At 72.2% G+C, this 21,772-nt stretch carries 21 protein-coding genes; 8 read left to right on the plus strand and 13 right to left on the minus strand.

Features of this window, described 5'->3' with window-relative positions; genetic code table 11:
* Window positions 1-50 precede the first annotated feature (50 nt).
* The gene (locus ABTY59_RS05945; protein WP_352017662.1) at window positions 51-743 is read left to right on the plus strand and encodes a TerB family tellurite resistance protein; all 693 of its coding nucleotides are present in this window, start codon (window positions 51-53) and stop codon (window positions 741-743) included.
* Here the strand turns inward: ABTY59_RS05945 and ABTY59_RS05950 are convergent.
* The 4 genes from ABTY59_RS05950 to ABTY59_RS05965 all read right to left on the minus strand — a co-directional run bounded on the left by ABTY59_RS05950 (window position 740) and on the right by ABTY59_RS05965 (window position 6,343).
* Complete coding sequence (locus ABTY59_RS05950) at window positions 740-2,110, minus strand: FAD-binding oxidoreductase (RefSeq protein WP_352017663.1); 1,371 nt, start codon at window positions 2,108-2,110, stop codon at window positions 740-742. The genes ABTY59_RS05945 and ABTY59_RS05950 overlap by 4 nt on opposite strands.
* A gap of 106 nt (window positions 2,111-2,216) precedes the next feature.
* Complete coding sequence (locus tag ABTY59_RS05955) at window positions 2,217-3,929, minus strand: LuxR C-terminal-related transcriptional regulator (RefSeq protein ID WP_352017664.1); 1,713 nt, start codon at window positions 3,927-3,929, stop codon at window positions 2,217-2,219.
* 71 nt (window positions 3,930-4,000) lie between these two features.
* Window positions 4,001-5,371 carry an FAD-dependent oxidoreductase gene (locus ABTY59_RS05960; RefSeq protein ID WP_352017665.1) on the minus strand — a complete coding sequence of 457 codons (1,371 nt, stop codon included), beginning with the start codon at window positions 5,369-5,371 and terminating at the stop codon, window positions 4,001-4,003.
* Between the two features lie 138 nt (window positions 5,372-5,509).
* Window positions 5,510-6,343: a hypothetical protein gene (locus ABTY59_RS05965; RefSeq protein WP_352017666.1), complete on the minus strand. Its 834-nt coding sequence runs from the start codon at window positions 6,341-6,343 to the stop codon at window positions 5,510-5,512.
* 610 nt (window positions 6,344-6,953) lie between these two features.
* On the opposite strand from ABTY59_RS05965, the gene ABTY59_RS05975 reads away from it, so the two are divergent.
* From ABTY59_RS05975 to ABTY59_RS05990, 4 genes are read left to right on the plus strand one after another with little or no spacing between them, the layout of a single operon-like run.
* Window positions 6,954-7,169: a hypothetical protein gene (locus tag ABTY59_RS05975; RefSeq protein ID WP_030317441.1), complete on the plus strand. Its 216-nt coding sequence runs from the start codon at window positions 6,954-6,956 to the stop codon at window positions 7,167-7,169.
* A 43-nt stretch (window positions 7,170-7,212) separates the two neighbouring features.
* Window positions 7,213-7,962 (plus strand): DNA repair protein RecO, encoded by a 750-nt coding sequence (gene recO, locus ABTY59_RS05980; RefSeq protein ID WP_352017668.1) that lies wholly within the window; start codon window positions 7,213-7,215, stop codon window positions 7,960-7,962.
* Between the two features lie 12 nt (window positions 7,963-7,974).
* Window positions 7,975-8,799, plus strand: a complete 825-nt coding sequence (locus ABTY59_RS05985) for an isoprenyl transferase (RefSeq protein WP_352017669.1) — start codon at window positions 7,975-7,977, stop codon at window positions 8,797-8,799.
* Window positions 8,800-8,806: 7 nt separating this feature from the next.
* Window positions 8,807-9,319, plus strand: coding sequence for a YcxB family protein (locus ABTY59_RS05990; protein ID WP_352017670.1), 513 nt, complete (start codon window positions 8,807-8,809; stop codon window positions 9,317-9,319).
* Between the two features lie 53 nt (window positions 9,320-9,372).
* Here the strand turns inward: ABTY59_RS05990 and ABTY59_RS05995 are convergent, their stop codons facing one another.
* The 4 genes from ABTY59_RS05995 to ABTY59_RS06010 form a co-directional block, all read right to left on the minus strand.
* The gene (locus tag ABTY59_RS05995; protein ID WP_093876193.1) at window positions 9,373-9,783 is read right to left on the minus strand and encodes a Fur family transcriptional regulator; all 411 of its coding nucleotides are present in this window, start codon (window positions 9,781-9,783) and stop codon (window positions 9,373-9,375) included.
* 71 nt (window positions 9,784-9,854) lie between these two features.
* Window positions 9,855-10,748: a metal ABC transporter permease gene (locus ABTY59_RS06000; protein WP_352017671.1), complete on the minus strand. Its 894-nt coding sequence runs from the start codon at window positions 10,746-10,748 to the stop codon at window positions 9,855-9,857.
* Window positions 10,749-10,750: 2 nt separating this feature from the next.
* A complete protein-coding gene (locus tag ABTY59_RS06005; protein ID WP_352017672.1) occupies window positions 10,751-11,518 on the minus strand; it encodes a metal ABC transporter ATP-binding protein in 768 nt (255 codons plus the stop codon).
* A gap of 11 nt (window positions 11,519-11,529) precedes the next feature.
* Window positions 11,530-12,495, minus strand: coding sequence for a metal ABC transporter substrate-binding protein (locus tag ABTY59_RS06010; RefSeq protein ID WP_352017673.1), 966 nt, complete (start codon window positions 12,493-12,495; stop codon window positions 11,530-11,532).
* A gap of 165 nt (window positions 12,496-12,660) precedes the next feature.
* On the opposite strand from ABTY59_RS06010, the gene ABTY59_RS06015 reads away from it, so the two are divergent.
* Window positions 12,661-14,040 (plus strand): glycine--tRNA ligase, encoded by a 1,380-nt coding sequence (locus ABTY59_RS06015; RefSeq protein ID WP_352017674.1) that lies wholly within the window; start codon window positions 12,661-12,663, stop codon window positions 14,038-14,040.
* A gap of 73 nt (window positions 14,041-14,113) precedes the next feature.
* On the opposite strand, the gene ABTY59_RS06020 is transcribed toward ABTY59_RS06015, so the two are convergent.
* The 4 genes from ABTY59_RS06020 to ABTY59_RS06035 form a co-directional block, all read right to left on the minus strand.
* Complete coding sequence (locus tag ABTY59_RS06020) at window positions 14,114-14,815, minus strand: VC0807 family protein (RefSeq protein WP_352017675.1); 702 nt, start codon at window positions 14,813-14,815, stop codon at window positions 14,114-14,116.
* Window positions 14,816-14,921: 106 nt separating this feature from the next.
* Window positions 14,922-15,512 carry a TetR/AcrR family transcriptional regulator gene (locus tag ABTY59_RS06025; RefSeq protein ID WP_352017676.1) on the minus strand — a complete coding sequence of 197 codons (591 nt, stop codon included), beginning with the start codon at window positions 15,510-15,512 and terminating at the stop codon, window positions 14,922-14,924.
* 17 nt (window positions 15,513-15,529) lie between these two features.
* Entirely contained in the window at window positions 15,530-16,558 is a 1,029-nt protein-coding gene (locus ABTY59_RS06030) for an aldo/keto reductase (RefSeq protein ID WP_352017677.1), read from the minus strand.
* Window positions 16,559-16,623: 65 nt separating this feature from the next.
* Entirely contained in the window at window positions 16,624-18,060 is a 1,437-nt protein-coding gene (locus tag ABTY59_RS06035; RefSeq protein WP_352017678.1) for an MFS transporter, read from the minus strand.
* Window positions 18,061-18,161: 101 nt separating this feature from the next.
* Between ABTY59_RS06035 and ABTY59_RS06040 the strand changes: the two genes are divergently transcribed.
* Window positions 18,162-19,070: an MmyB family transcriptional regulator gene (locus ABTY59_RS06040; RefSeq protein ID WP_352017679.1), complete on the plus strand. Its 909-nt coding sequence runs from the start codon at window positions 18,162-18,164 to the stop codon at window positions 19,068-19,070.
* On the opposite strand, the gene ABTY59_RS06045 is transcribed toward ABTY59_RS06040, so the two are convergent.
* Entirely contained in the window at window positions 19,040-20,482 is a 1,443-nt protein-coding gene (locus tag ABTY59_RS06045; protein WP_352017680.1) for an MFS transporter, read from the minus strand. The genes ABTY59_RS06040 and ABTY59_RS06045 overlap by 31 nt on opposite strands.
* Before the next feature lie 52 nt (window positions 20,483-20,534).
* Here ABTY59_RS06045 and dusB point away from each other — a divergent pair, with 52 nt between their 5' ends.
* Window positions 20,535-21,671: a tRNA dihydrouridine synthase DusB gene (dusB, locus tag ABTY59_RS06050; RefSeq protein WP_352017681.1), complete on the plus strand. Its 1,137-nt coding sequence runs from the start codon at window positions 20,535-20,537 to the stop codon at window positions 21,669-21,671.
* Window positions 21,672-21,772 lie beyond the last annotated feature (101 nt).

Genomic DNA, 21,772 nt, shown 5'->3' on the forward strand with positions numbered 1-21,772 from the left:
TAACATCACGCCAACGCCGGCAGTGCAGCCGGGCCGTTGAGGAGGTGCGTGTGCGGTCTGCCCGGAATTCACGTGACGGGAAAGTGGGCGTCTGCGGAATCCGCACTTCCTGGAACACCGTCGGAGACGGCGAGTTCTTCTGCGAGGAGTGCGGCGGCGACCGGAACTACCGGCGCCGCACCGGCCGCCGCAGGTTCGCCGTCCTGGGCGTCCCCGTCCTGCCCCGGGGCTGTACCGGCCCCGTGGTCGAGTGCGCGGCCTGTCACACGCACTTCGGTACGGAGGTGCTCGACCACCCGACGACGAGCCGCTTCTCCGCGATGCTGCGGGACGCCGTGCACACCGTCGCCCTCGCCGTCCTCGCGGCCGGCGGCACCGACTCCCGTGAGGTCCTCGACCGGGCCGTCACCGCGGTCAGGTCCGCCGGCTTCGCCGAGTGCACGGCCGTCCAGCTCGTCGACCTCGTCGAGGCCCTGGAGGCCGACACCGGGCGCTTCATGCCCGAGGTGAACCCCGAGGGCACGCTCCTCTCGATCGAGCTCCACGAGGCCCTGGAGCCGCTCACCCCGCACCTGGCGCCCTCCGGACGGGAGTCGATCCTCGTCCAGGCCGCGCGGATCGCGCTCGCCGACGGCCCCTACACCCCGGCCGAGACCGAGGTCCTCGGGACCGTCGGGAACGCCCTCGCGCTCGCCCCCGAGGACACCGTCCGCCTCCTCGCCTCGGCCCGCACCGTCCCCTAAGGGGCGATGTTCTGGTTCAGCCGGAACACGTTCTCCGGGTCGTACCGGCGCTTCACCGCGCGCAGCCGGTCGTAGTTCTGCCGGTAGTTCACCCGCACCCGGTCCTGGTCGTCGGTGTCCATGAAGTTCACGTACCCGCCCTCCTCGGTGTGCGGCCGCAGCGCCGCGTCGTAGGCGCGGGTCCAGGCGATGTTCCGCTCCGAGTCCGCCGGGTCCGTCCACGTCGCGCCGAACGAGTGCGAGAAGACGGCGTCCCGGTAGGCGAACGCGGTCTCCTCCGGGCCCCTCTCGTGGCACGCCCCGTCGATCGGGAAGACCGCCGTGTCCGACTCCATCGTCGGCATCGTCCCGCCGTACTCCATGTGGGCCGCGATCGCGCCCTCCGACAGCTCGCGGCTGAAGTTGCCCTTCCAGTAGTGGTAGAGCCCGGGCGGCAGCTGCTCGTCGAACAGGGTGTTGATCACGGGATACGGCATCCGGTCCATGAACCGGCCGACCACCGGCCCCAGACCGTCCAGGCGGGCGAGGATCTTCTCGTCCTCCTCGACCGGGCCGCTGTAGCAGGTGAAGGCGGCGCAGATCGGGCGCCCGTGCCAGCGCTCCGGCAGGAACGGCTCCTCCGGGCCGAGCGCCAGGAGGAGGATCACGTTCAGCTCGACCGGCGCGGCGGCGATCAGCTCCTGCCAGGCACGGACCACGTCCCCGTCGAGGGGGTAGCAGGTGATCCCGCCGAAGACCACGTCGACCGGGTGCAGGCGGTACGCGAGCGAGGTGACGACCCCGAAGTTCCCGCCGCCGCCGCGCAGCGCCCAGAACAGGTCCGGGCTCCGCTCGGCGTCACACGAGACCAGCCGGCCCTCGGCGGTCACCACGTCCGCCCCGACCAGGTTGTCGCAGCTCAGGCCGCAGCGGCGGGACAGGTGCCCCATGCCGCCGCCGAGCGTCAGGCCGCCGATGCCGGTCGTGGACACCGCCCCGCCGGTCGTGGCGAGCCCGAAGGCGTGGGTGGCGTGGTTGAAGTCGCCCCAGGTGGCCCCGCCCTCGGCCCGCGCCGTACGGGCCTCCGGGTCGACCCGGACGCCGCGCATCCGGGACAGGTCGACGACCAGGCCGTCGTCGACGGTGCCGAAACCGGCGACCGAGTGGGAGCCGCCGCGCACCGCGAGCGGCAGCGCGTGCTCCCGGGCGTACCGCACCGCCGCGATCACGTCGCCGGCGTCGACGGCGTGGACCACGGCGGCCGGCCGGCGGTCGTGCAGGGCGTTGTAGACCCGGCGGGCCTCGTCGTACGACGGGTCGCCACGGGCGACGACGGTGCCGCGCACGGCACCGCGGAGCGTGTCCAGGGGGTGTGTCGTGGTGGTCATGTGCCCGGTCTACCGGGCCGCGCCCGCGCCCCGCATCGCCGGAACGGCCCATGTCGCCGGACGGCCCGCCCATGGGCCCTTCGGCCCAGGGGACGAAGGGGCCGGGTCAGGTCAGGTCGTGGGCGCAGGCGTACGCCGTCGCCGCCGAGCGGGAGCCGACCCCCAGCTTCGCGAAGATGTTGTTCAGGTGCCGCGCCACCGTGTGCTCGCTGATCACCAGCGCATGGGCGATGTCCTTGTTCGTGCCGCCCGAGGCCACCAGCCGCAGCACCTCCGCCTCCCGGGCCGTCAGACCGCCCGGGAGCCGTCGTCGGGTCCCGCCGGTCAGCAGGGCCGCCGCCCGCCGCGCGTCCGGCACCGCGCCGAGCCGGTCGAACACGGCCCGCGCCGCCGCCAGCTCCAGCCGTGCCGCCTCCTCGTCGCCCACCGTCCGGTCGGCCGCCGCGAGCAGCATCCGGACCTGCGCCGCCTCGTACGGCACCCGTAGCTCCAGCCACCCGCCGAGCGCCCGGCGCAGCAGCCGCAGCGCGGGCTCCGGCCGGGCCTCGGCCAGGGCGACCGCGCCGCGCGCCGTGTCGGCCATCGCCCGGAGCAGCGGTACGTCCCCGGCGAGGACCTCCAGCTCGCCCGCCGCGCCCGCCGCCCCCGGCACGTCCCGCACCGCGAGGGCCACCTCGGTGCGGGCGGCGAGCAGCCGGGCCCTGCCGAGGACGTCGTGGCGGGGGTCGCCCTGGCAGGCGAGGGCGAGGTCGACGCCCGCGACCGCCGCCTCGGCGCGGCCCTGTGCGAGCCGCAGGAGCGCGAGGCCCGGCTGCGGGATGCGGCCCAGCTCGTGGGCGTGCGCGTAGGAGGCGGCGGCCTCCTCCAGGCGGCCCTGGCGCCGCTGGACGTCCCCGGCGGCGTAGTACGCGGCGGCCGCCGACTCCAGGCAGTCCACCGGGACCTCCCGGCAGGCCTGCCGGGCCTCGGCCTCCGCGAGCGCCCACGCCCCGAGCAGGTCGAGGACGTCGACGCGGTGCGCCCGGCACACTCCGCGGAAGGGGTTCTCGTCGGAGGGGGCGGTCACGGGCGCGGTGACGGTGACGGGCGCGGCGTCGGCCGGGCGGCCCGTCCACGGCGGCGCGCACCACTCCATCGCCGCGTTCGTCCACTCCACGGCGCGGCCGAAGTCCGCCGCCTCCATGCACTGGGTGAGGGCGAGGCAGTACAGCCAGCCCGTGAACATGCCGCTCAGTTCGCCGGCCGTGACCGCGCACATCGCGTCGTCGAGGAGGGCGAGGGCCTCCGTGCGGCGGCCCTCGGCGAGCAGGACCCTGGCCTCGGCCTGGCGGCTCAGGGCGAGGAGGTCCGGGCTGCCGGAGCGGACGGCGAGCCGGGTCATGCGCCGGGTGGCGGCGAGGGCCGCCGCGCGGTCGCCGCGGGCCGTGGCCTCCTCGGCGTCGGTCCAGGCGAGGAAGCACTGCTCGGGGCAGGGCGGCCGGCCGTCCAGATGGTGGTGGGCCCGGTGCAGCCAGCCGGACGCCGCCGCGGGCCGCCCGAGGCCCTCGTACTCGTACGACAGCCACCAGGAGGCGAGTCCCGCGCCCCGGTGGTCGCCGCCCGCGACGTACGCCGCGTGCGCCCGCAGCCGGGCCGTGACGGACTCGTCGACGTGGCCCGACCACCAGGCCGCGTCGGCGAGGATCGTCAGGTCGTCGGCGGTCAGCGCGCGCGAGGGGTGGGCGTCGTCGGCGCGCAGCAGCCCGTACGCCTCGGCCCAGGACTCCCGTGCCGCGGCGTCCCGCGCCCGCGTGATCCGGTCGATCGTGGGTGCGGACATGGCCCTCACCTCTTCCGGGTCCTTCCAGCGTAGGACCGGGAAGGGGCGAGGGCCCCCGCGACCGGCTGGTGCTAGTCGATCGCGCCGCTCGCGCGCAGCATGTCCTCGCGCTCGACGATCTTCACGCGTTCGCGGCCCTGCGGCTCGCCGAGCGCCTTCTCGGCGGCGTCCAGGGCGTACCAGCCCTCCCACGTGGTGTACGTGATGCCCTTGCCGTCCAGGAAGGACACGACGGCGTCCTCCTGCGGGGTGTCCGGCGTGAGCAGGCGCCCGTTCGCGAAGTCGTCCAGGAGGTTCGCCACGGTCTCGTTGGCGTCGCCCTTGGTGTGGCCGATCAGGCCGACCGGGCCGCGCCGGATCCAGCCGGTGCAGTACGTGGAGGCCATGTGCTCGCCGGTCTCCTCCATCACGCGGCCGCCCTCGTCCGGCACGGTGCCGGAGACGGCGTCCCAGGGGAGCTTGGGCAGCTCGTCGGAGAGGTAGCCGACGGCGCGGTAGACGGCCTGGACGTCCCAGTCGGTGGTGGTGCCGGTGCCCTTGACGTTGCCGGTGCCGTCGAGCTCGGTGCGCTCGGTGCGCAGGCCGACGACCTCGCCGTCCTCGCCGAGGATCTCGACGGGGGACTCGAAGAAGTGCAGGAAGAGCTTGTGCGGGCGGTCGCCGACGTCGCGGATGGCCCAGTTCTCCAGGGTCTTCGCGACCATGTCGGTCTGCTTGTTCTTGCGGCGCTCGGCGATCGAGCCCTCGTCGTAGTCGATGTCCTCGGGGTTGACGATGACCTCGATGTTCGGCGAGTGGTCGAGCTCGCGCAGCTCCATCGGGCTGAACTTCGCCTGCGCGGGGCCGCGGCGGCCGAAGACGTGGATCTCCACGGCCTTGTTGGCCTTGAGGCCGTCGTACACGTTGGCCGGGATCTCGGTCGGCAGCAGCTCGTCCGCCGTCTTGGCGAGGATGCGCGCGATGTCGAGGGCCACGTTGCCGACGCCGAGGACGGCGACCTTCTCGGCGGACAGGTCCCAGGTGCGGGGGACGTCCGGGTGGCCGTCGTACCAGGACGCGAAGTCGGCGGCGCCGAGCGAGCCGTCCAGCTCCACGCCGGGGATCCTCAGCTCGCGGTCGGCCATGGCGCCGGTCGAGAAGATCACCGCGTCGTAGAAGGCGCGCAGGTCGTCGAGGTGCACGTCGGTGCCGTAGTCGACGTTGCCGAAGAGGCGGACCTGCGGCTTGTCGAGCACCTGGTGGAGGGCGGTGATGATGCCCTTGATGCGCGGGTGGTCGGGGGCGACGCCGTAGCGGATGAGGCCGAAGGGCGCGGGCATCCGCTCGAAGAGGTCGATCGACACGCCCGGCTCGGCGGCGGCCTCGGACTTCAGCAGCGCATCGGCGGCGTAGATTCCGGCGGGGCCGGCGCCGACGATCGCGACCCGGAGGGGGCGGGGCATGACGGGGTTTCCCTTCGCAAGCGACGTGGCGGCGAGGCCGCCGACACTTAGGCCACCCTAAATAACCCCTCGCGCACCGTGGTACCCGCCCCCGGTCTATGGCCTCATAAGGTGAACTTATGACTTCCATAAGTCAGGCTAGGTCGCGCCGACGATCGCCTCCGGGTCGACGAACGCGATGACCGTCAGCGTGATCAGTCCCGCGAGGCCGAGCAGCGCGAAGAGGGCGGAGCACAGCCCGAGGGCGAGTTCCCCGCGCCGGAACAGGGCGGCCCTCGGGAGCACGACGTTCCCCGGGTCCGCGGGGTCGTAACTGACCTTCACGGCGATGCCGCCCGCCCAGGTGAACACATGGCGGATCCGCCCCGCCGGGTCCGTGTAGAGGTACATCCCCGGTCTGTCCGGGACCTCCGCCGCGAAGGCCGTGATGCCGTGCCGGATCAGCCGCCACTCGCGGTACCAGTTGGCCAGCGCGTTCGCGCCGACGGCGAGTGCCCCCGTCACGACGAGCCCCCCGGGTATGAGGAGGACCGCGGTGACGGGGTCCCCGGCGACGCCGACGGCCACGCAGGCCAGGGCGAGCAGGCCGAGGGCGCCGGCCGACAGCCGCCCGACGCCGCGCAGCTTCCTCGACCGCCGGCTCAGGGGGAGGGCGCGCGTCTCCACGAGCGCGGTGCCGTCGGCCGCAGGGTCCCGTCCGGGGGTCCCGGGCAGCGCGGCGTTCACGGTCTCGGCGAACAGCGCGGCGCCCGCCTCGCTCACCCGGTCGATCCGGTGCGTGTACCGGGTGGTCCCCGCCGGTGCCGTCAGCTCGACGGTGACCGACCGCCCCTCCGCCCGGATCCTCTCTATCGCGGCCAGCGGGATGCGGGCCTCCTCGTGCGGCGTGCCCAGGAGCAGCGCTCCGTCGTCGAGCCGCAGTGACGTCTTCCTGGAGCCCTGGAGGACGGGCGTGGACGGGGTGATCGACATGGCGGTGATCGTAGGGGCGGGGCGGTCGCGGTTGAACCCCTTCGGGGAGGCGCGTCCCGGCTCCTCGCTCTCGAACCGGTGAAGAGGAGGCGTACGGCGATTTGTTGACGAGATCCCGTACCGTCCGTTCGAAGATTCCGCCGCTTCGAGTTTTTCGGATTCCCTGCTCGGACAGTCCGATGTACGCACCGGAGACGAACACCAGTCCGCCCGGCTCCGTCCGAGAGAGCCCCGCCGCCTTCCGGCGTTCCTCCTGGCCATGAGACAACTCCCCGACACCGCACCTCAGTTGTCGGGCCTGCGAGTCTGCCGATTCTACGGATCTGCCCACGCCCTGGAGAGGCGAAGCGGGAAATGGATTCAGAAAGGCATACGTTGGTGAGGAAGACATCATGAAGGCGACCACGGGGGCAGTCGGAACCGCACAAGAGGCAGTGGCGGAATTGCGCGAGGCCCTCGCCAGGGCGGGAATCACGCCCCCCTCGCTCGGGCTCGACGTCGTCACGCTCGCCGCGGAGCCCCCGCGGCCGCTCGTGGAATTGGGATGCTGCACGGTGGAAACGGCCCGGCTCCTCGCCGCCGCCGTACTGCCGAGGGAGGAGGGTCGCTCATGACGCTGCCCATCGGGTCGTACGTCGTCGAGATCCGTACCGGACGGGTCGGGAGGGTCATGGGACACGAGGGCCCCTATGTGCAGGTGCGGCCGCTCGGCGGCGGGCGGGAGTGGGACGTGGAGCCCGACGGGGTGCGGGAGGCGACGTCGGCGGAGCGGCTGAGCGCGGCCACGGCGCACGTGAACGCCCGCAGCCGCGGCGAGGTGCCCTGACCCGTCGGGGAGGGCTGTCCGTCCCGTACGGGACAATGGGCCCATGAGTCTGTTCCGCGACGACGGCATCGTGCTGCGCACCCAGAAGCTGGGTGAAGCGGACCGCATCATCACGATCCTCACGCGCGGTCACGGCCGCGTACGCGCCGTCGCGCGCGGCGTGCGCCGGACGAAGTCGAAGTTCGGGGCGCGCCTCGAACCCTTCTCGCACGTGGACGTGCAGTTCTTCGCCCGGGGGAGTGAGCTGGTCGGACGCGGCCTGCCGCTCTGCACCCAGAGCGAGACCATCGCCGCGTACGGCGGCGGCATCGTCACGGACTACGCCCGGTACACCGCCGGCACGGCCATGCTGGAGACGGCCGAGCGGTTCACCGACCACGAGGGCGAGCCCGCCGTGCAGCAGTACCTGCTGCTCGTGGGGGGCCTGCGGACGCTCGCCAAGGGCGAGCACGCGCCCCACCTCATCCTGGACGCCTTCCTCCTCCGCTCCCTCGCCGTGAACGGCTATGCGCCGAGCTTCGAGGACTGCGCGAAATGTGGACTCCACGGGCCGAACCGGTTCTTTTCGGTCGCCGTGGGCGGGGTCATATGCGGCGACTGCCGGGTGCCCGGAAGCGTCGTACCCTCTGCGGAGGCCATCGGCCTGCTCAGCGCGCTGCTCACCGGCGACTGGGCGACGGCGGACGCGTGCGAGCCGCGTCACGTCAGGGAGGGCAGCGGGCTCGTGTCCGCCTATCTGCACTGGCACCTGGAGCGCGGCCTGCGCTCCCTGCGGTACGTAGAGAAAAGCTAGGAGAGACCACTCATGGCCATCGCACGACTCCTCGGGCGCCAGCGTCGGGAGTACAGCGCCCCCGAGCCGCACCCCTCCGGTGCCCGTCCGCCGAAGCTCCAGGCCGAGCTGGTGCCGGAGCACGTCGCGATCGTCATGGACGGCAACGGCCGCTGGGCCAAGGAGCGCGGGCTGCCGCGCACCGAGGGGCACAAGGTCGGCGCCGAGCAGGTGCTCGACGTGCTCCAGGGCGCGATCGAGATGGGCGTGGGGTCGATCTCGCTGTACGCCTTCTCCACGGAGAACTGGAAGCGCTCGCCCGAGGAGGTGCGCTTCCTCATGAACTTCAACCGTGACTTCATCCGCAAGTCCCGCGACCAGCTCGACTCGCTCGGCGTCCGGGTGCGCTGGGTCGGCCGGATGCCCAAGCTGTGGAAGTCCGTGGCGAAGGAGCTCCAGGTCGCGCAGGAGCAGACCAAGGACAACACGAAGCTCACGCTGTACTTCTGCATGAACTACGGCGGCCGTGCCGAGCTGACGGACGCGGCGCAGGCGCTGGCCGAGGACGTGAAGGCCGGCCGGCTGGACCCGGCGAAGATCACCGAGAAGACGATCCAGAAGTACCTCTACTACCCGGACATGCCGGACGTGGACCTGTTCCTGCGGCCCAGCGGCGAGCAGCGCACCTCCAACTACCTGATCTGGCAGAGCGCGTACGCCGAGATGGTCTTCCAGGACGTGCTGTGGCCCGACTTCGACCGCCGTGACCTGTGGCGGGCCTGCGTCGAGTTCGCCCAGCGCGACCGCCGCTTCGGCGGCGTCGACCCGGCCGACCTCGCCGTCCTCGACAAGGGCTGAGCCGGCGGTGGGGGAGCGGCTGGAGATCGTCTACTCGGCCGAGTTCGCCGAGGTGAAGGAGGCGGTACGGGTCCGGCTGCGGTCGACCCGGTGGTGGCGGTTCTTCCGGTGGGCCACCCGCGGGGTCTGTGCGCTGGCCTTCCTGGTCGCCGGTGCCGGGCTGGTGGCCGGCGAGGTGGCGGGGCCCGTCAAGCTCGTCCTCCTCGGCGCGGTGGCCGTGGCCTGCGCCGAGCTGGTGCCGTGGCTGTCCGCCCGGAGCCTCTTCCGGCTGATCGGCTCCCAGGGCGAGGCCCGGGCGGTCGTGGACGAGGACGGCGGGCGGTGGATCTCCCGGGACACCGACATGACGATCCGGTGGGCGCTGCTGACCCGGTACGCGGAGACGCCCCGGCTCTTCGTGCTCTTCACGCACCGCAGCTCCGGCACCGGCTTCGCGTACCTGCCCAAGCGGGGACTCGCCGGCCCGGCCGACGAGGGCCGGCTGCGGGCGATCCTGGACCGGAACGCCATCCGGGTCTGACGCCCGAGGGGCCCGCACCGATGCGCGTCGGTGCGGGCCCCTCGTATGTCAGGTCACTTCTCGGCACACTCCGCGCACGTGCCGAAGATCTCGACCGTGTGCGCCACGTTCACGAAGCCGTGCTCGGACGCGATGGTCTCGGCCCACTGCTCCACCATGGGGCCCTCCACCTCCACGGCCTTGCCGCAGACGCGGCAGACCAGGTGGTGGTGGTGGTCGCCGGTCGAGCAGCGGCGGTACACCGTCTCGCCGTCGCTGGTGCGCAGCGCGTCCACCTCGCCGGCGTCCGCGAGGGACTGGAGCGTGCGGTAGACGGTGGTGAGGCCGACGGAGTCGCCGCGGTGCTTGAGCATGTCGTGCAGCTCCTGGGCGCTGCGGAACTCGTCCACCTCGTTCAGCGCCGCCGACACGGCGGCCCGCTGCTTGGTCGAGCGGCCGCGTACGGGGGGTCCTGCCGTCGCCACGGGGGCCTCCTTGGATGCTTGTCTGCCCCGCCATTCTGCCAGCCCCCCGTGCCCCCGGGATCAGGCGCGGATCAGACCTTCACGTCGTCCGTCGGCCGCCGGGTGGCCGGAACCTGTGCGTCGCAGTCCCGCGTGGCGGCTTCAGCGGCGCGGGCCCGCCGCTTGGCGAGCGGGGTCGCGAGGAGGGTCAGGACGATGAAGACGCCGATCGCGTACAGGACGATCGTCGCGCCGGGCGGCACGTCCTGGTAGTACGAGGTGACCGTGCCGGCCAGGGTGACGGTGATGCCGGTCGCCACCGCGAGGACGAAGGTCGCGCGGAAGGACTTCGACAGCTGCTGGGCCGCGGCGACCGGGACCACCATGAGCGCGCTGACCAGGAGCAGGCCGACGACCCGCATGGCGACCGTGACGGTCACGGCGGCGGTGACCGCGATCAGCAGGTTCAGGGCGCGCACGGGCAGGCCGGTGACGCGGGCGAACTCCTCGTCCTGGCTGACGGCGAAGAGCTGCTTGCGCAGGCCGACCGTGACGAGGACGACGAAGGCGGCGAGGACGCTGATCGTCGTGACGTCCTCGGTGGAGACCGTGGACAGCGAGCCGAAGAGGTACGAGCTGAGATTGGCGTTGGAGCCGGTCGGCGAGAGGTTGATCAGCAGGACGCCGCCCGCCATGCCGCCGTAGAAGAGCAGCGCGAGCGCGAGGTCGCCGCGGGTCTTCCCGTACGCCCGGATCAGCTCCATGGCGACCGAGCCGGCGACGGCGACGAGGGTCGCCATCCAGACCGGGCTGGAGTTCAGCAGGAAGCCGAGGCCGACGCCGGTCATGGCGACGTGGCCGATGCCGTCGCCCATGAGGGCCTGGCGGCGCTGGACGAGGTAGATGCCGACGGCGGGGGCGGTGATGCCGACGAGGACGGCCGCGAGGAGCGCCCGCTGCATGAAGGCAGGTTCGAGGAAGTCCATGGTCAGGTCAGCAGTCCCGTGCGGAGCGGCTCGCCGGCCGCGTGCGGATGTACGTGGTCGTGGCCGGGCAGCGCGTGCTGGCCGACGGCCTCCGGCGGCGGGCCGTCGTGGACGACGCAGCCGTCGCGCAGGACGACCGCGCGGTCGATGAGGGGCTCCAGCGGGCCGAGTTCGTGCAGGACGAGCAGGACGGAGGTGCCGCCCGCCACCTGCTCGCGCAGGGTCGCGGCGAGGACCTCCTGGCTCGCGAGGTCGACGCCGGCCATCGGCTCGTCCATGATCAGGAGTTCGGGCTCGGAGGCGAGCGCGCGGGCGATCAGCACGCGCTGGTGCTGGCCGCCGGAGAGCGCGGAGACGGAGTCCTTGGCGCGGTCGGCGAGGCCGACGAGGTCGATGGCCCGCTCGACGGCGGCCCGGTCGGCCTTGGTCGTCCAGCCGAACTTCCGGCGGGAGAGCCGGCCGGAGGAGACGACCTCGCGGATGGTGGCGGGGACGCCGGCGGCGGCGGTGGTGCGCTGCGGCACGTAGCCGACGCGGGCCCAGTCGCGGAACCGCTTCCGGTCGGTGCCGAACAGCTCGATGGCGCCGCCGGTCAGCGCGACCTGGCCGATGACGGCGCGGACGGCGGTGGACTTGCCGGAACCGTTGGCGCCGAGCAGGGCGACGACCTCACCGCGGTGGACGGTGAGGTCGACGCCCCGGAGGACGGGGCGCGCGCCGAGGGCCGCGGTGGCTCCGCGTACGGAGATGACGGGCTGGTCGTCGCTCACGAGGGGGCCTCCTACTTGGCGCCGAGCGCGGTCTTGAGGGCGGTGAGGTTCGACCGCATGACCGCGAGGTAGTCATCGCCCTTGGACTTGTCCGTGATTCCCTCCAGCGGGTCGAGCACGTCGGTCCTCAGACCGGTGTCGCCCGCGAGGGTCTTCGCGGTCTTGTCGCTCGCGAGGGTCTCGAAGAAGACGGTGGAGACCTTGTCCTTCGCCGCGATGTCCTGGAGTTCCTTGATGCGGGCGGGGCTCGGCTCGGACTCGGGGTCGATGCCGGTGATGCCCTCCTGCTCCAGGCCGTAGCGCTCGGCGAGGTAGCCGAAGGCGGAGTGGGTGGTGATGAAGGTCCTCGTCGCGGTGTTCTTCAGGCCCGTCTCGAACTCGGTGTCCAGGTCGCCGAGCTTCTTCACCAGGGCCGCGGTGTTCTTCTCGTAGTCGGCGGCGTGGTCCGGGTCCGCCTTCTGCAGGGCGCTGCCGACGCCCTTGGCGACCTCGGCGTACTTCACGGGGTCGAGCCAGACGTGGGGGTCGGCGCCGGCCTCGGACGCGTGGTCGTGCCCGGCCTCCTCGCCCGCGTGGTCGTGGCCGACCTCGTCGCCGTGCTCTTCCAGCTTCGTCAGGGTCGCGGCGTCGACGGTGTTCTCCACGCCGGCCTGGGCGATGGCGTCGTCGACGGCGGGCTGGACGCCCTTGAGGTAGAGGATGACGTCGGCCTCGCCGAGCTCGCCGATCTGCTTCGGCTTGAGCTCCAGGTCGTGGGGTTCGACGCCGGGCTTGGTGAGCGTGTTGACGGCGACGTGACCGCCGCCTATCTGCTCGGCCAGGTACTGCATGGGGTAGAACGACGCCACCACGTCCAGCTTGCCGTCGCCTCCCTTGTCCGCGGCGTCGGACGTTCCCGAGCAGGCGGAGAGGGAGACGATCCCGAGCGCGACGGCTCCGGCGAGGGCGGTGCTGGGTATGAGGCGACGTACGTTCATGACACTCATTTTCAACAAAACTGGAAACGGTTGTCAATTGCCCTCCGTGTGGTCCGTCCCACGCGGCCCTCGCGGGCCCCGGCCGCGGAACCGATTTGATACCGGGGGCGTGCGCGCCGGTAACCTGAGGCATTCGCACTTCGTCGTCGTAATGAAGAGAGCACCGTGGCCGCCGACAAGATCGACACCATCGTCAGCCTGAGCAAGCGCCGTGGCTTCGTCTACCCGTGCAGCGAGATCTACGGCGGTCAGCGTGCCGCCTGGGACTACGGGCCGCTGGGTGTCGAGCTGAAGGAGAACATCAAGCGCCAGTGGTGGCGTTACATGGTCACCGCGCGCGAGGACGTCGTCGGCATCGACTCGTCGGTCATCCTGGCCACCGAGGTCTGGGAGGCCTCCGGTCACGTCGCCACCTTCACCGACCCGCTGACCGAGTGCACCTCCTGCCACAAGCGCTTCCGCGCCGACCACCTGGAGGAGGCGTACGAGGAGAAGCACGGCCGTCTCCCCGAGAGCCTCACCGAGCTCAACTGCCCCAACTGCGGCAACAAGGGCACCTTCACCGAGCCCAAGCAGTTCTCCGGCCTGCTCTCCACGCACCTCGGCCCGACCCAGGACACCGGCTCCGTCGCGTACCTGCGCCCCGAGACCGCCCAGGGCATCTTCACCAACTTCGCCCAGGTGCAGACCACCTCGCGCAAGAAGCCCCCGTTCGGCATCGCGCAGATGGGCAAGTCCTTCCGGAACGAGATCACTCCGGGCAACTTCATCTTCCGCACGCGCGAGTTCGAGCAGATGGAGATGGAGTTCTTCGTCAAGCCGGGCGAGGACGAGCAGTGGCAGGAGTACTGGATGGAGCAGCGCTGGAACTGGTACACCGGCCTGGGTCTCCGTGAGGAGAACATGCGCTGGTTCGAGCACCCGCAGGAGAAGCTCTCCCACTACTCGAAGCGCACCGCCGACATCGAGTACCGCTTCTCCTTCGGCGGCAGCGAGTGGGGTGAGCTGGAGGGCGTCGCCAACCGCACCGACTACGACCTGAGCGCCCACGCCAAGGCCTCCGGCGCCAACCTCTCCTTCCTGGAGCAGGAGACGGGCGAGCGCTACACGCCGTACGTCATCGAGCCGGCGGCCGGTGTCGGCCGCACCATGCTCGCCTTCCTGCTCGACGCCTACATCGAGGACGAGGCGCCGAACGCCAAGGGCGTCATGGAGAAGCGCACCGTGCTGCGCCTCGACCACCGCCTGGCCCCGGTCAAGGTCGCCGTCCTGCCGCTGTCCCGCAACGCGCAGCTCTCGCCGAAGGCCAAGGGCCTCGCGGCGGACCTGCGGCAGAACTGGAACATCGAGTTCGACGACGCCGGCGCCATCGGCCGCCGCTACCGCCGTCAGGACGAGATCGGCACGCCGTACTGCGTCACCGTCGACTTCGACACCCTTGAGGACAACGCGGTGACCGTGCGCGAGCGCGACACCATGAAGCAGGAGCGCGTCTCCCTCGACCAGATCCAGGGCTACCTGGCCAGCCGCCTCATCGGCGCCTGAACCGTCTGATCGCGGACACGCGAAAGCCCCCGGTCCCTTCCCGCAGGAAGGGGCCGGGGGCTTTCCCGTGCCGTCAGGCGGTCGCGGCACCGGCGGCGGCGGCCGCCTCCGCCTCGGCCTGGCGCCGGGCACCCTCCGCCGCGCGGCGCTTGCCGAACCAGCCCGTCCACACGCCGAGGAGGGCGAGGACGCCGTAGATCATGACCGGGCTGAGCGTGACCATGGTCTTCGTCGGCAGCGCGTACGCGAGGGCGATGCGGACCAGCGCCTCGGTCACGTACGCCACGCCCCAGACCAGCGTCATCGTGCGCATGGTGGAGCGGAAGCCCTCGAACTCCCACATGCCGTTCCACCACGCCGTGGAGGCCGGGGTGCCGTCGGTCGCGAACTTCCGGCCGAAGTAGAACATCAGCGGGCGCGGCGCGAGCAGCGTCCCCAGGCAGAGCAGACCGAACAGCCCCGTCACCGCGGAGTCCTTGATCAGGAGCGCGCGGGCCGTGTGCGCGCCGACCAGCGAGACCACGGCCGTGATCACCAGGAAGACCAGGGTGACCATGGCGAACTCGTCGATCTTGCGGCGCCAGGCGGCCACGATCGCGGTGTCGAGGACCGGCCACGCGCCGCTGAGCAGCAGCGCGGAGAACTCGGACCAGCCGTGGTCCTCCGTCAGCGTGTTGTAGGTCAGGATCGGTGCGACGACGTTCAGGCCGATGGTGAGGGCCCAGCCGATCGCGGAGGAACCGCCTGAGCGGGCCGGCTTGGCGGGTGTGGACATGGTTCCCCCTGGGAGTGCATACGGTCGCGGTGCGGGAGAACGCTAGTCATGCACCGGACAGGGAAGGGGAAACTCCAAGCCAAATGATCTTCAAATGGGTGACGGGTCAGGCCCGCAGCGCCCGCTGCACCAGGGAGACGACCGCCGTGAACGCGTCCTCGGCGCCCGGGGCCGACCACTCGGCGGAGTGCGCCGGGTTGTGGAAGCGGTCCGTGGCGTGGAAGACCGCGCGGGCCGTGGTCACGGCGTCCCGCTCGGGGGCCGCGAACAGGCCCTCGCGGCGGCCGTCCTCCAGGATGCGGGCGATCTGCTCGACGAGATGGTCCTCGTGCCGGTCGACCACCGCGCTGTTCTCGCCGATCAGCACCTGGAAGGTGGCCATCAGCTCCGGATCGCCGCCCGCCTTCTTGCGCTTCAGGCCGAACAGGGCCGTCAGCCAGCCGGTCAGCCGCTCATCGGCCGGACCCTCCGCCTCGACGTACGGCACGAGGGCGACGATCGTCCGCTCCAGCCACCGCTCCGTGACCGCCTCGCGCAGCGCCGCCTTGGTGCGGAAGTGGCGGTAGACGCTGCCGTGGCTCACGCCGAGGACCCGGGCCACGTCGACGACGGTCGCCTTCGCCGGGCCGTAGCGCCGCAGCACCTCCTCGGTGGCTTCGAGGATGCGCTCTGCGGTCAGGGTCTCGGTGGCGGCCATGGGAATGACAGTACCTGTCAGTGCTCGCTGTCCAGGTGGGCCATCTGGGCCGCCGGGTAGCGCTCGCCCGAGGCGGCGCCCGCCGGGACGGCCTCCTCGATCGCGGTCAGGTCGGCGTCGTCGAGCGTGACGTCCAGGGCGCCGAGCGCCTCCGCCAGGCGGTCCCGGCGGCGGGCGCCGACCAGCGGGACGATGTCGTCCCCCTGGGCGAGGACCCAGGCGATCGCCGTCTGGGCGACCGTGACGCCCTTGGCCCCGGCGACCTCGCGCAGCCGGTCCACCAGGTCCAGGTTCCGGTCGAGGTTCTCGCCCTGGAAGCGCGGGGACATCCCGCGGAAGTCCCCGGCGCCCAGCTCCCGGTCCCGGGTGAAGTGGCCGCTGATCAGGCCCCGGGAGAGGACTCCGTACGCGGTGACGCCGATGCCCAGTTCGCGGGCGGTCGGCAGGATCTTCTCCTCGATGCCCCGGGAGATCAGCGAGTACTCGATCTGGAGGTCCGCGATCGGGGCCACGGCCGCCGCCCGGCGCAGGGTGTCCGCCCCGACCTCGGAGAGGCCGATGTGCCGCACGTGCCCGGCCTCGACCAGCTCGGCGATGGCACCGACGGTCTCCTCGATCGGGACGTCCGGGTCGACGCGGGCGATCCGGTAGACGTCGATGTGGTCGGTGCCGAGGCGCTGGAGCGAGTACGCCGCGAAGTTCTTCACGGCGGCCGGGCGGCCGTCGTAGCCGGTGAAGCCGCCCTCGACCGTGCGCAGGGCGCCGAACTTGACGCTGGTCAGCGCCTGCTCACGAGCGGCCGCGGGCGCGGTCCGCAGCGCCTCGGCGATCAGTAGTTCGTTGTGGCCCATCCCGTAGAAGTCGCCGGTGTCGAGCAGTGTGATGCCGGCGTCCAGGGCGGCGTGGATCGTCGCGATCGACTCGGCGCGATCGCTCTCGCCGTACAGCGCGGACATGCCCATGCAGCCGAGGCCGAGCGCGGAGACGGCGGGACCGGTGGTGCCGAGCCGACGGGTGGGGACGGAGTTCTGTGCTGTGGTGGTCATGGAACAACCATGACATGTGCGATGACAGATTTCAATATCTGTCACTCCATCTTCCGTTCTCGTGCCTACTTCACCGTGCGGGGAAGACGCAGGCTCAGCAGCAGCGTCAGCACCACCACACCCAGCTGGACCAGCAACGTCGTCCGCAGCGCCCCGCCCATGTCCGCCGGTGACGCGGCCAGCGAAAGGAACAGCGAACCCAGCGTCGCCACGCCCAGCGTCAGCGCCGACTGCTGCGTCGTCACCATGACCCCGCTGCCCACGCCCGCCCGCTCCGACGGCACCTCCGAGAGCACCACCCGGAACAGCACCGGCAACTGGAGCCCCTGACCGAGACCCGCCACCGCCATGCCCGGCACCAGGTCCCCGACGGAGAGCCCCTGCCAGTCGTGCCCCACCGCCCAGGCGATCGCGCCGACACCCAGCCCCTGGAGCAGCGCGCCCACCGGCACGATCCGGGTGCCCCAGCGCCGCACCAGACGCGGCCCCGCGAGCGAGGCCCCGAAGAACGCCAGGGCCATCGGCACCAGCGCCAGACCCGAGGCCACCGCGCCCATCGCCAGCCCCTGCTGGAGCGCCACCGCCATCACGAACATGAAGCCGCTGAACCCCAGCGACAGCGGCAGCACCACCACGAGCCCGCGCCGCAACGGGACCAGGGCCAGCAGGCTCGGCGGGACCAGCGGGGTCGCGCCCCGGCGGTCCGCCCGCCGCTCCACCCACCAGAACGCCGCCGCCGCGAACGGGAACACCACGAGCGACACCCAGGTCCACAGCGGCCAGCCCGCCGCCCTGCCCTCCGTCAGCGGGGCGAGCAGCGCGAGCAGCGCCAGCGCGAGGAGCAGCGTGCCCGGCACGTCCACCGGCGCCGGACGCTCCGAGCGGGTCTCCGGCACGGACCGCAGCGCCAGGACCAGGCCCGCCACCGCCACCGGCACGTTCACCAGGAACACCGCGCGCCAGCCGGTGCCCGCGATGTCGGCCGTCACCAGCACCCCGCCCAGGATCTGGCCGCCGGCCATCGCGAGACCCGCGGTCGCCCCGTACAGGCTCAGCGCCCGCGCCCGGCGCGGCCCCTCCGTCGAGGAGTGGATGGTCGCGAGCACCTGCGGCAGCATCAGCGCCGCCGCCGCGCCCTGCGCCACCCGCGCCGCGACCAGCGTCCAGGCGTCCGGGGCGAGCCCGCAGGCCAGCGACGTCAGCCCGAAGGCGGCCATGCCGGCGAGGAAGAGCCGGCGGCGGCCGAAGAGGTCGCCGAGGCGCCCCCCGAGGACCAGCAGCACCGAGTACGACAGGCCGTACCCCGCGACCACCAGCTCCAGCAGTGCCGGGCCCGCCGCCAGGTCGTGGTCGATGGACGGCAGGGCGACGTTGACGATGAAGAAGTCGATGAGAGGCAGTGCGGCACCCAGCAGCACGGTGAACAGGCCGAGGGTGCCCAGTGCCGGGGCCCGGCGGGCGGCCGGGGCCGAGGTGCGGACGGAAGCGGAGGTCGTAGTCACGGGACCGAGCCTCCGCCCCCGCTCAGCCTGGTACCAGAGTCTCCTTATCCTGGTACGAGCAGTACCTGGAAACCGGCTGACCACCCCGGCACCCTGGAGGCATGACCGTCATGGCGATCGGCGCACCCGACGCGCGGGCTCCGCGGACCGAGCAGGACGTACGGCGCCACGAGCTCGCCGCCTTCCTGCGCAGCCGCCGCGAGCGCATCACCCCCGAACAGGTCGGCCTGCCCAGGGGCCGGCGCCGCCGCACCCCCGGCCTGCGCCGCGAGGAGGTCGCCCACCTCTCCGCCGTCGGCGTCACCTGGTACACCTGGCTCGAACAGGCCCGCGACATCCAGGTCTCCCCGCAGGTCCTCGACGCCCTCGCCGCAGCCCTGCTGCTCGACCCGACCGAGCGCAGCCACCTCTTCGCCCTCGCCGGAGCCGCCGACCCGCACCCCGAGGCGCCCTGCGCCGCCGTCACGCCCACCCTGCGCCGGCTGCTCGACCAGCTGGAGCCCGTGCCCGCCGCGATCCAGAACAGCCGCTACGACTTCCTCGCCCACAACCGCACCTTCGGGAAGCTCTTCTGCGACCTCGACGCGCTGCCCCGCGAGGACCGCAACTCCCTCTGGCTGGCCTTCACGAACGAGGACTTCCGGGCCTCGGTCACCGACCTGCCCGAGGTCACCCGCGCGCTCGCCGGGAAGCTCCGCGCCGCCATGGCCGAGCACCTGGCCGAACCCGCCTGGAAGGAGCTCGTCCGGCGCCTGGAGGAGGCCTCGCCCGAGTTCCGGGAGATCTGGGCCCGGCACGAGGTGGTCGCCCCCGGCGGCCGCGTGAAGGTCATCCGCAACGCCCGCGTCGGACTCCTCAGCTTCGAGCACACCAACCTCTGGCTCGGCCCCAACGCCGGGACGCACCTCGTCACGTACGTCCCCGTCGACGACGCCACCCAGGCCGGCGTCGCCCGCCTCCTCGACCTGGTGGTCGCGGATCAGGCGGAGGGCGTCCTGGCCATCGCCTGAGGCCCGTCCTCCGCCGCGCCCTCCGGCGCCAGGCACCGGGCCGTCCGCTCCGCCGTGCGCCGCGCCCACGGGCCGCTGGTCAGCGCCCCGACCGTGAGGACGGCGAGCCCGCAGCCCGTGATGATCCAGTAGCCGGGGCGGGCCGCCGCCACGAACGCGTCCGCGTCCGGCACCGCGCCCACACCCGCCGCCAGGACCGTGCCGATCACCGCGACGCCGAGCGTCTGCCCGACCTGGCGGCTCGTGGAGGCCACCGCAGCCGCCACCCCGGCCTGCGCGCGGGGCATCCCGGAGACGGCGGTGTTGGTGATCGGGGCGTTCACCAGGCCGAAGCCGATGCCGAAGACCACGTACCCGGTGAGGAGCAGCGGATCGCTCGTCTCGGCCGAGAAGGCCGCGAAGAGCAGCGGCCCCGCCGTCATCGCCGTCCCCGCGAGCAGCAGCGGTGCCCGCGGCCCCCGCGTCGCCGTGAGGCGCCCCGAGAGCGGCGCGAAGACGAACGTCATGCCGGCCATCGGCAGCATCCAGAGCCCCGCTTCGAGCGGGGAGAGCCCGCGCACGTCCTGGAGGTACAGGGTGTTCAGGAAGAGGAAGCCGCCGAGCGAGGCGAAGGCGCAGACGGCGATGACGGTGGCCCCGCTGAACGGCGCGCTGCGGAAGAACCGCAGGTCGATGAGGGGCTCGCGGCGACGGGGCTCGTAGCCGAGGAGTCCGGCCAGCGCGACGGCCGCGATCCCGGCGAAGAGCGGGTCGGTCTCGATGATCGCGTACGTGAGCGAGGCGAGGAGCGCCGTCACCAGGAGCTGCCCGACCGGATCGGGGCGCCGGGGTCGGGGCGCGCGGGACTCGGGGACGTACCGCAGGGTCAGGACCAGGGCGAGGAGCGCGACCGGCAGGTTCACCCAGAAGATCGCCCGCCAGTCGACGGACTGGACCAGCAGGCCGCCGACCAGCGGCCCGGCGGCCATGGAGACGCCGACGACCCCGCCCCAGACCCCGATGGCCCGCGCGCGTGCGGCCGGTTCCGTGAAGGTGTTGGTGATGATCGACATGGCGACCGGGTTCAGCATCGAGCCGCCCACGGCCTGGACGGCCCGGAAGGCGATCAGGGCCTCCAGGTTCGGCGCGAGGGAGCACAGCAGGGAGCCGAGGGCGAAGACGGCCAGGCCGGTGACGAAGACCTTGCGGCGGCCGATCCGGTCGGCGGTGGAGCCCGCGAGCATCAGCAGGGAGGCGAGGACCAGGGTGTAGGCGTCGATCGTCCACTGCATCCCGGCGACGGTGGCGCCGAGGTCCTCGCGCATGGCGGGCAGGGCGACGTTCAGCGCGGTGTTGTCCAGGCTGACGATCAGCAGGCTCATGCAGCAGATGGCGAGGACGACGAGGCGGCGGCCGCGTGTGAGCTCTGGCATGTGCGGATCGTATGGCTGTCTAAGAAACTCCGCAGTGCGGGACAATGGCCGAATGACCGCGTTCACCCCTCTCGCCATCGGGCCGCACATCGTGCAGCCGCCGGTGGTGCTCGCCCCCATGGCCGGCATCACCAACGCCCCCTTCCGTACCCTCTGCCGTGAGTTCAGCGGCGGCAAGGGGCTGTTCGTGAGCGAGATGATCACGACGCGCGCCCTGGTCGAGCGCAACGAGAAGACCATGCAGCTCATCCGCTTCGACGAGACGGAGCAGCCGCGCTCGATCCAGCTGTACGGCGTGGATCCCGTGACGGTCGGCAAGGCCGTGCGGATGATCGTCGACGAGGACCTCGCCGACCACATCGACCTGAACTTCGGCTGCCCGGTCCCCAAGGTCACCCGGAAGGGCGGCGGCTCGGCCCTGCCCTACAAGCGGCCGCTGCTGCGGGCGATCCTCAACGAGGCCGTGGGCAACGCGGGCGACCTGCCGGTCACGATGAAGATGCGCAAGGGCATCGACGACGACCACATCACCTATCTCGACGCGGGCCGGATCGCCGTCGAGGAGGGCGTGACCGCCATCGCCCTGCACGGGCGGACGGCGGCCCAGCACTACGGCGGCACGGCCGACTGGGACGCGATCGCGCGGCTCAAGGAGCACGTGCCGGAGATCCCGGTGCTCGGCAACGGCGACATCTGGTCGGCGGACGACGCGCTGCGGATGATGCGGGAGACGGGCTGTGACGGCGTCGTCGTGGGCCGGGGCTGCCTGGGCCGCCCCTGGCTCTTCGCGGACCTCGTGGCGGGCTTCGAGGGCACCGGAACGTACGCCCAGCCGGGGCTGCGCGTGGTCGCGGACGCGATGGTGCGGCACGCGCGGCTGCTCGGCGAGTGGCTGGGTGACGAGGCACGCGGTGTCATCGACTTCCGCAAGCACGTGGCCTGGTACCTGAAGGGCTTCGCGGTCGGCTCCGAGATGCGCAAGAAGCTCGCCATCACCTCCTCCCTGGACGAGCTGCGCGCTCAGTTGAGCGAGCTGGACCTGGACCAGTCGTGGCCGGTGGGTGCCGACGGTCCTCGGGGCCGTACGTCCGGAAACAACCGAGTTGTCCTGCCGGACGGCTGGTTGAAGGACCCCTACGACTGCTCCGCGGTGAGCGAGGACGCCGAGCTGGACACGTCCGGCGGCTGAGATCCGGCCCTTCTGGAGGAGTGATCCTCGCCACCCTTGAGGGGGGTGGTGCTCAGATGAGCAGGTTACGGGTAGCTGTAAGCCCTGAAGGGGTGGCACTG

It is taken from the genome of Streptomyces sp. NPDC096079, assembly GCF_040303145.1.
Taxonomy (GTDB): Bacteria; Actinomycetota; Actinomycetes; order Streptomycetales; family Streptomycetaceae; genus Streptomyces.

Bases quoted from the DNA above. Each gene is read 5' to 3' on its own strand.
- ABTY59_RS05950 (WP_352017663.1), bottom strand. From the start codon at position 2,110: ATGACCACCACGACACACCCCCTGGACACGCTCCGCGGTGCCGTGCGC.
- ABTY59_RS05955 (WP_352017664.1), bottom strand. From the start codon at position 3,929: ATGTCCGCACCCACGATCGACCGGATCACGCGGGCGCGGGACGCCGCG.
- ABTY59_RS05960 (WP_352017665.1), bottom strand. From the start codon at position 5,371: ATGCCCCGCCCCCTCCGGGTCGCGATCGTCGGCGCCGGCCCCGCCGGA.
- ABTY59_RS05965 (WP_352017666.1), bottom strand. From the start codon at position 6,343: ATGTCGATCACCCCGTCCACGCCCGTCCTCCAGGGCTCCAGGAAGACG.
- ABTY59_RS05975 (WP_030317441.1), top strand. From the start codon at position 6,954: ATGACGCTGCCCATCGGGTCGTACGTCGTCGAGATCCGTACCGGACGG.
- recO (WP_352017668.1), top strand. From the start codon at position 7,213: ATGAGTCTGTTCCGCGACGACGGCATCGTGCTGCGCACCCAGAAGCTG.
- ABTY59_RS05985 (WP_352017669.1), top strand. From the start codon at position 7,975: ATGGCCATCGCACGACTCCTCGGGCGCCAGCGTCGGGAGTACAGCGCC.
- ABTY59_RS06000 (WP_352017671.1), bottom strand. From the start codon at position 10,748: ATGGACTTCCTCGAACCTGCCTTCATGCAGCGGGCGCTCCTCGCGGCC.
- ABTY59_RS06010 (WP_352017673.1), bottom strand. From the start codon at position 12,495: ATGAACGTACGTCGCCTCATACCCAGCACCGCCCTCGCCGGAGCCGTC.
- ABTY59_RS06020 (WP_352017675.1), bottom strand. From the start codon at position 14,815: ATGTCCACACCCGCCAAGCCGGCCCGCTCAGGCGGTTCCTCCGCGATC.
- ABTY59_RS06025 (WP_352017676.1), bottom strand. From the start codon at position 15,512: ATGGCCGCCACCGAGACCCTGACCGCAGAGCGCATCCTCGAAGCCACC.
- ABTY59_RS06030 (WP_352017677.1), bottom strand. From the start codon at position 16,558: ATGACCACCACAGCACAGAACTCCGTCCCCACCCGTCGGCTCGGCACC.
- ABTY59_RS06040 (WP_352017679.1), top strand. From the start codon at position 18,162: ATGACCGTCATGGCGATCGGCGCACCCGACGCGCGGGCTCCGCGGACC.
- ABTY59_RS06045 (WP_352017680.1), bottom strand. From the start codon at position 20,482: ATGCCAGAGCTCACACGCGGCCGCCGCCTCGTCGTCCTCGCCATCTGC.
- dusB (WP_352017681.1), top strand. From the start codon at position 20,535: ATGACCGCGTTCACCCCTCTCGCCATCGGGCCGCACATCGTGCAGCCG.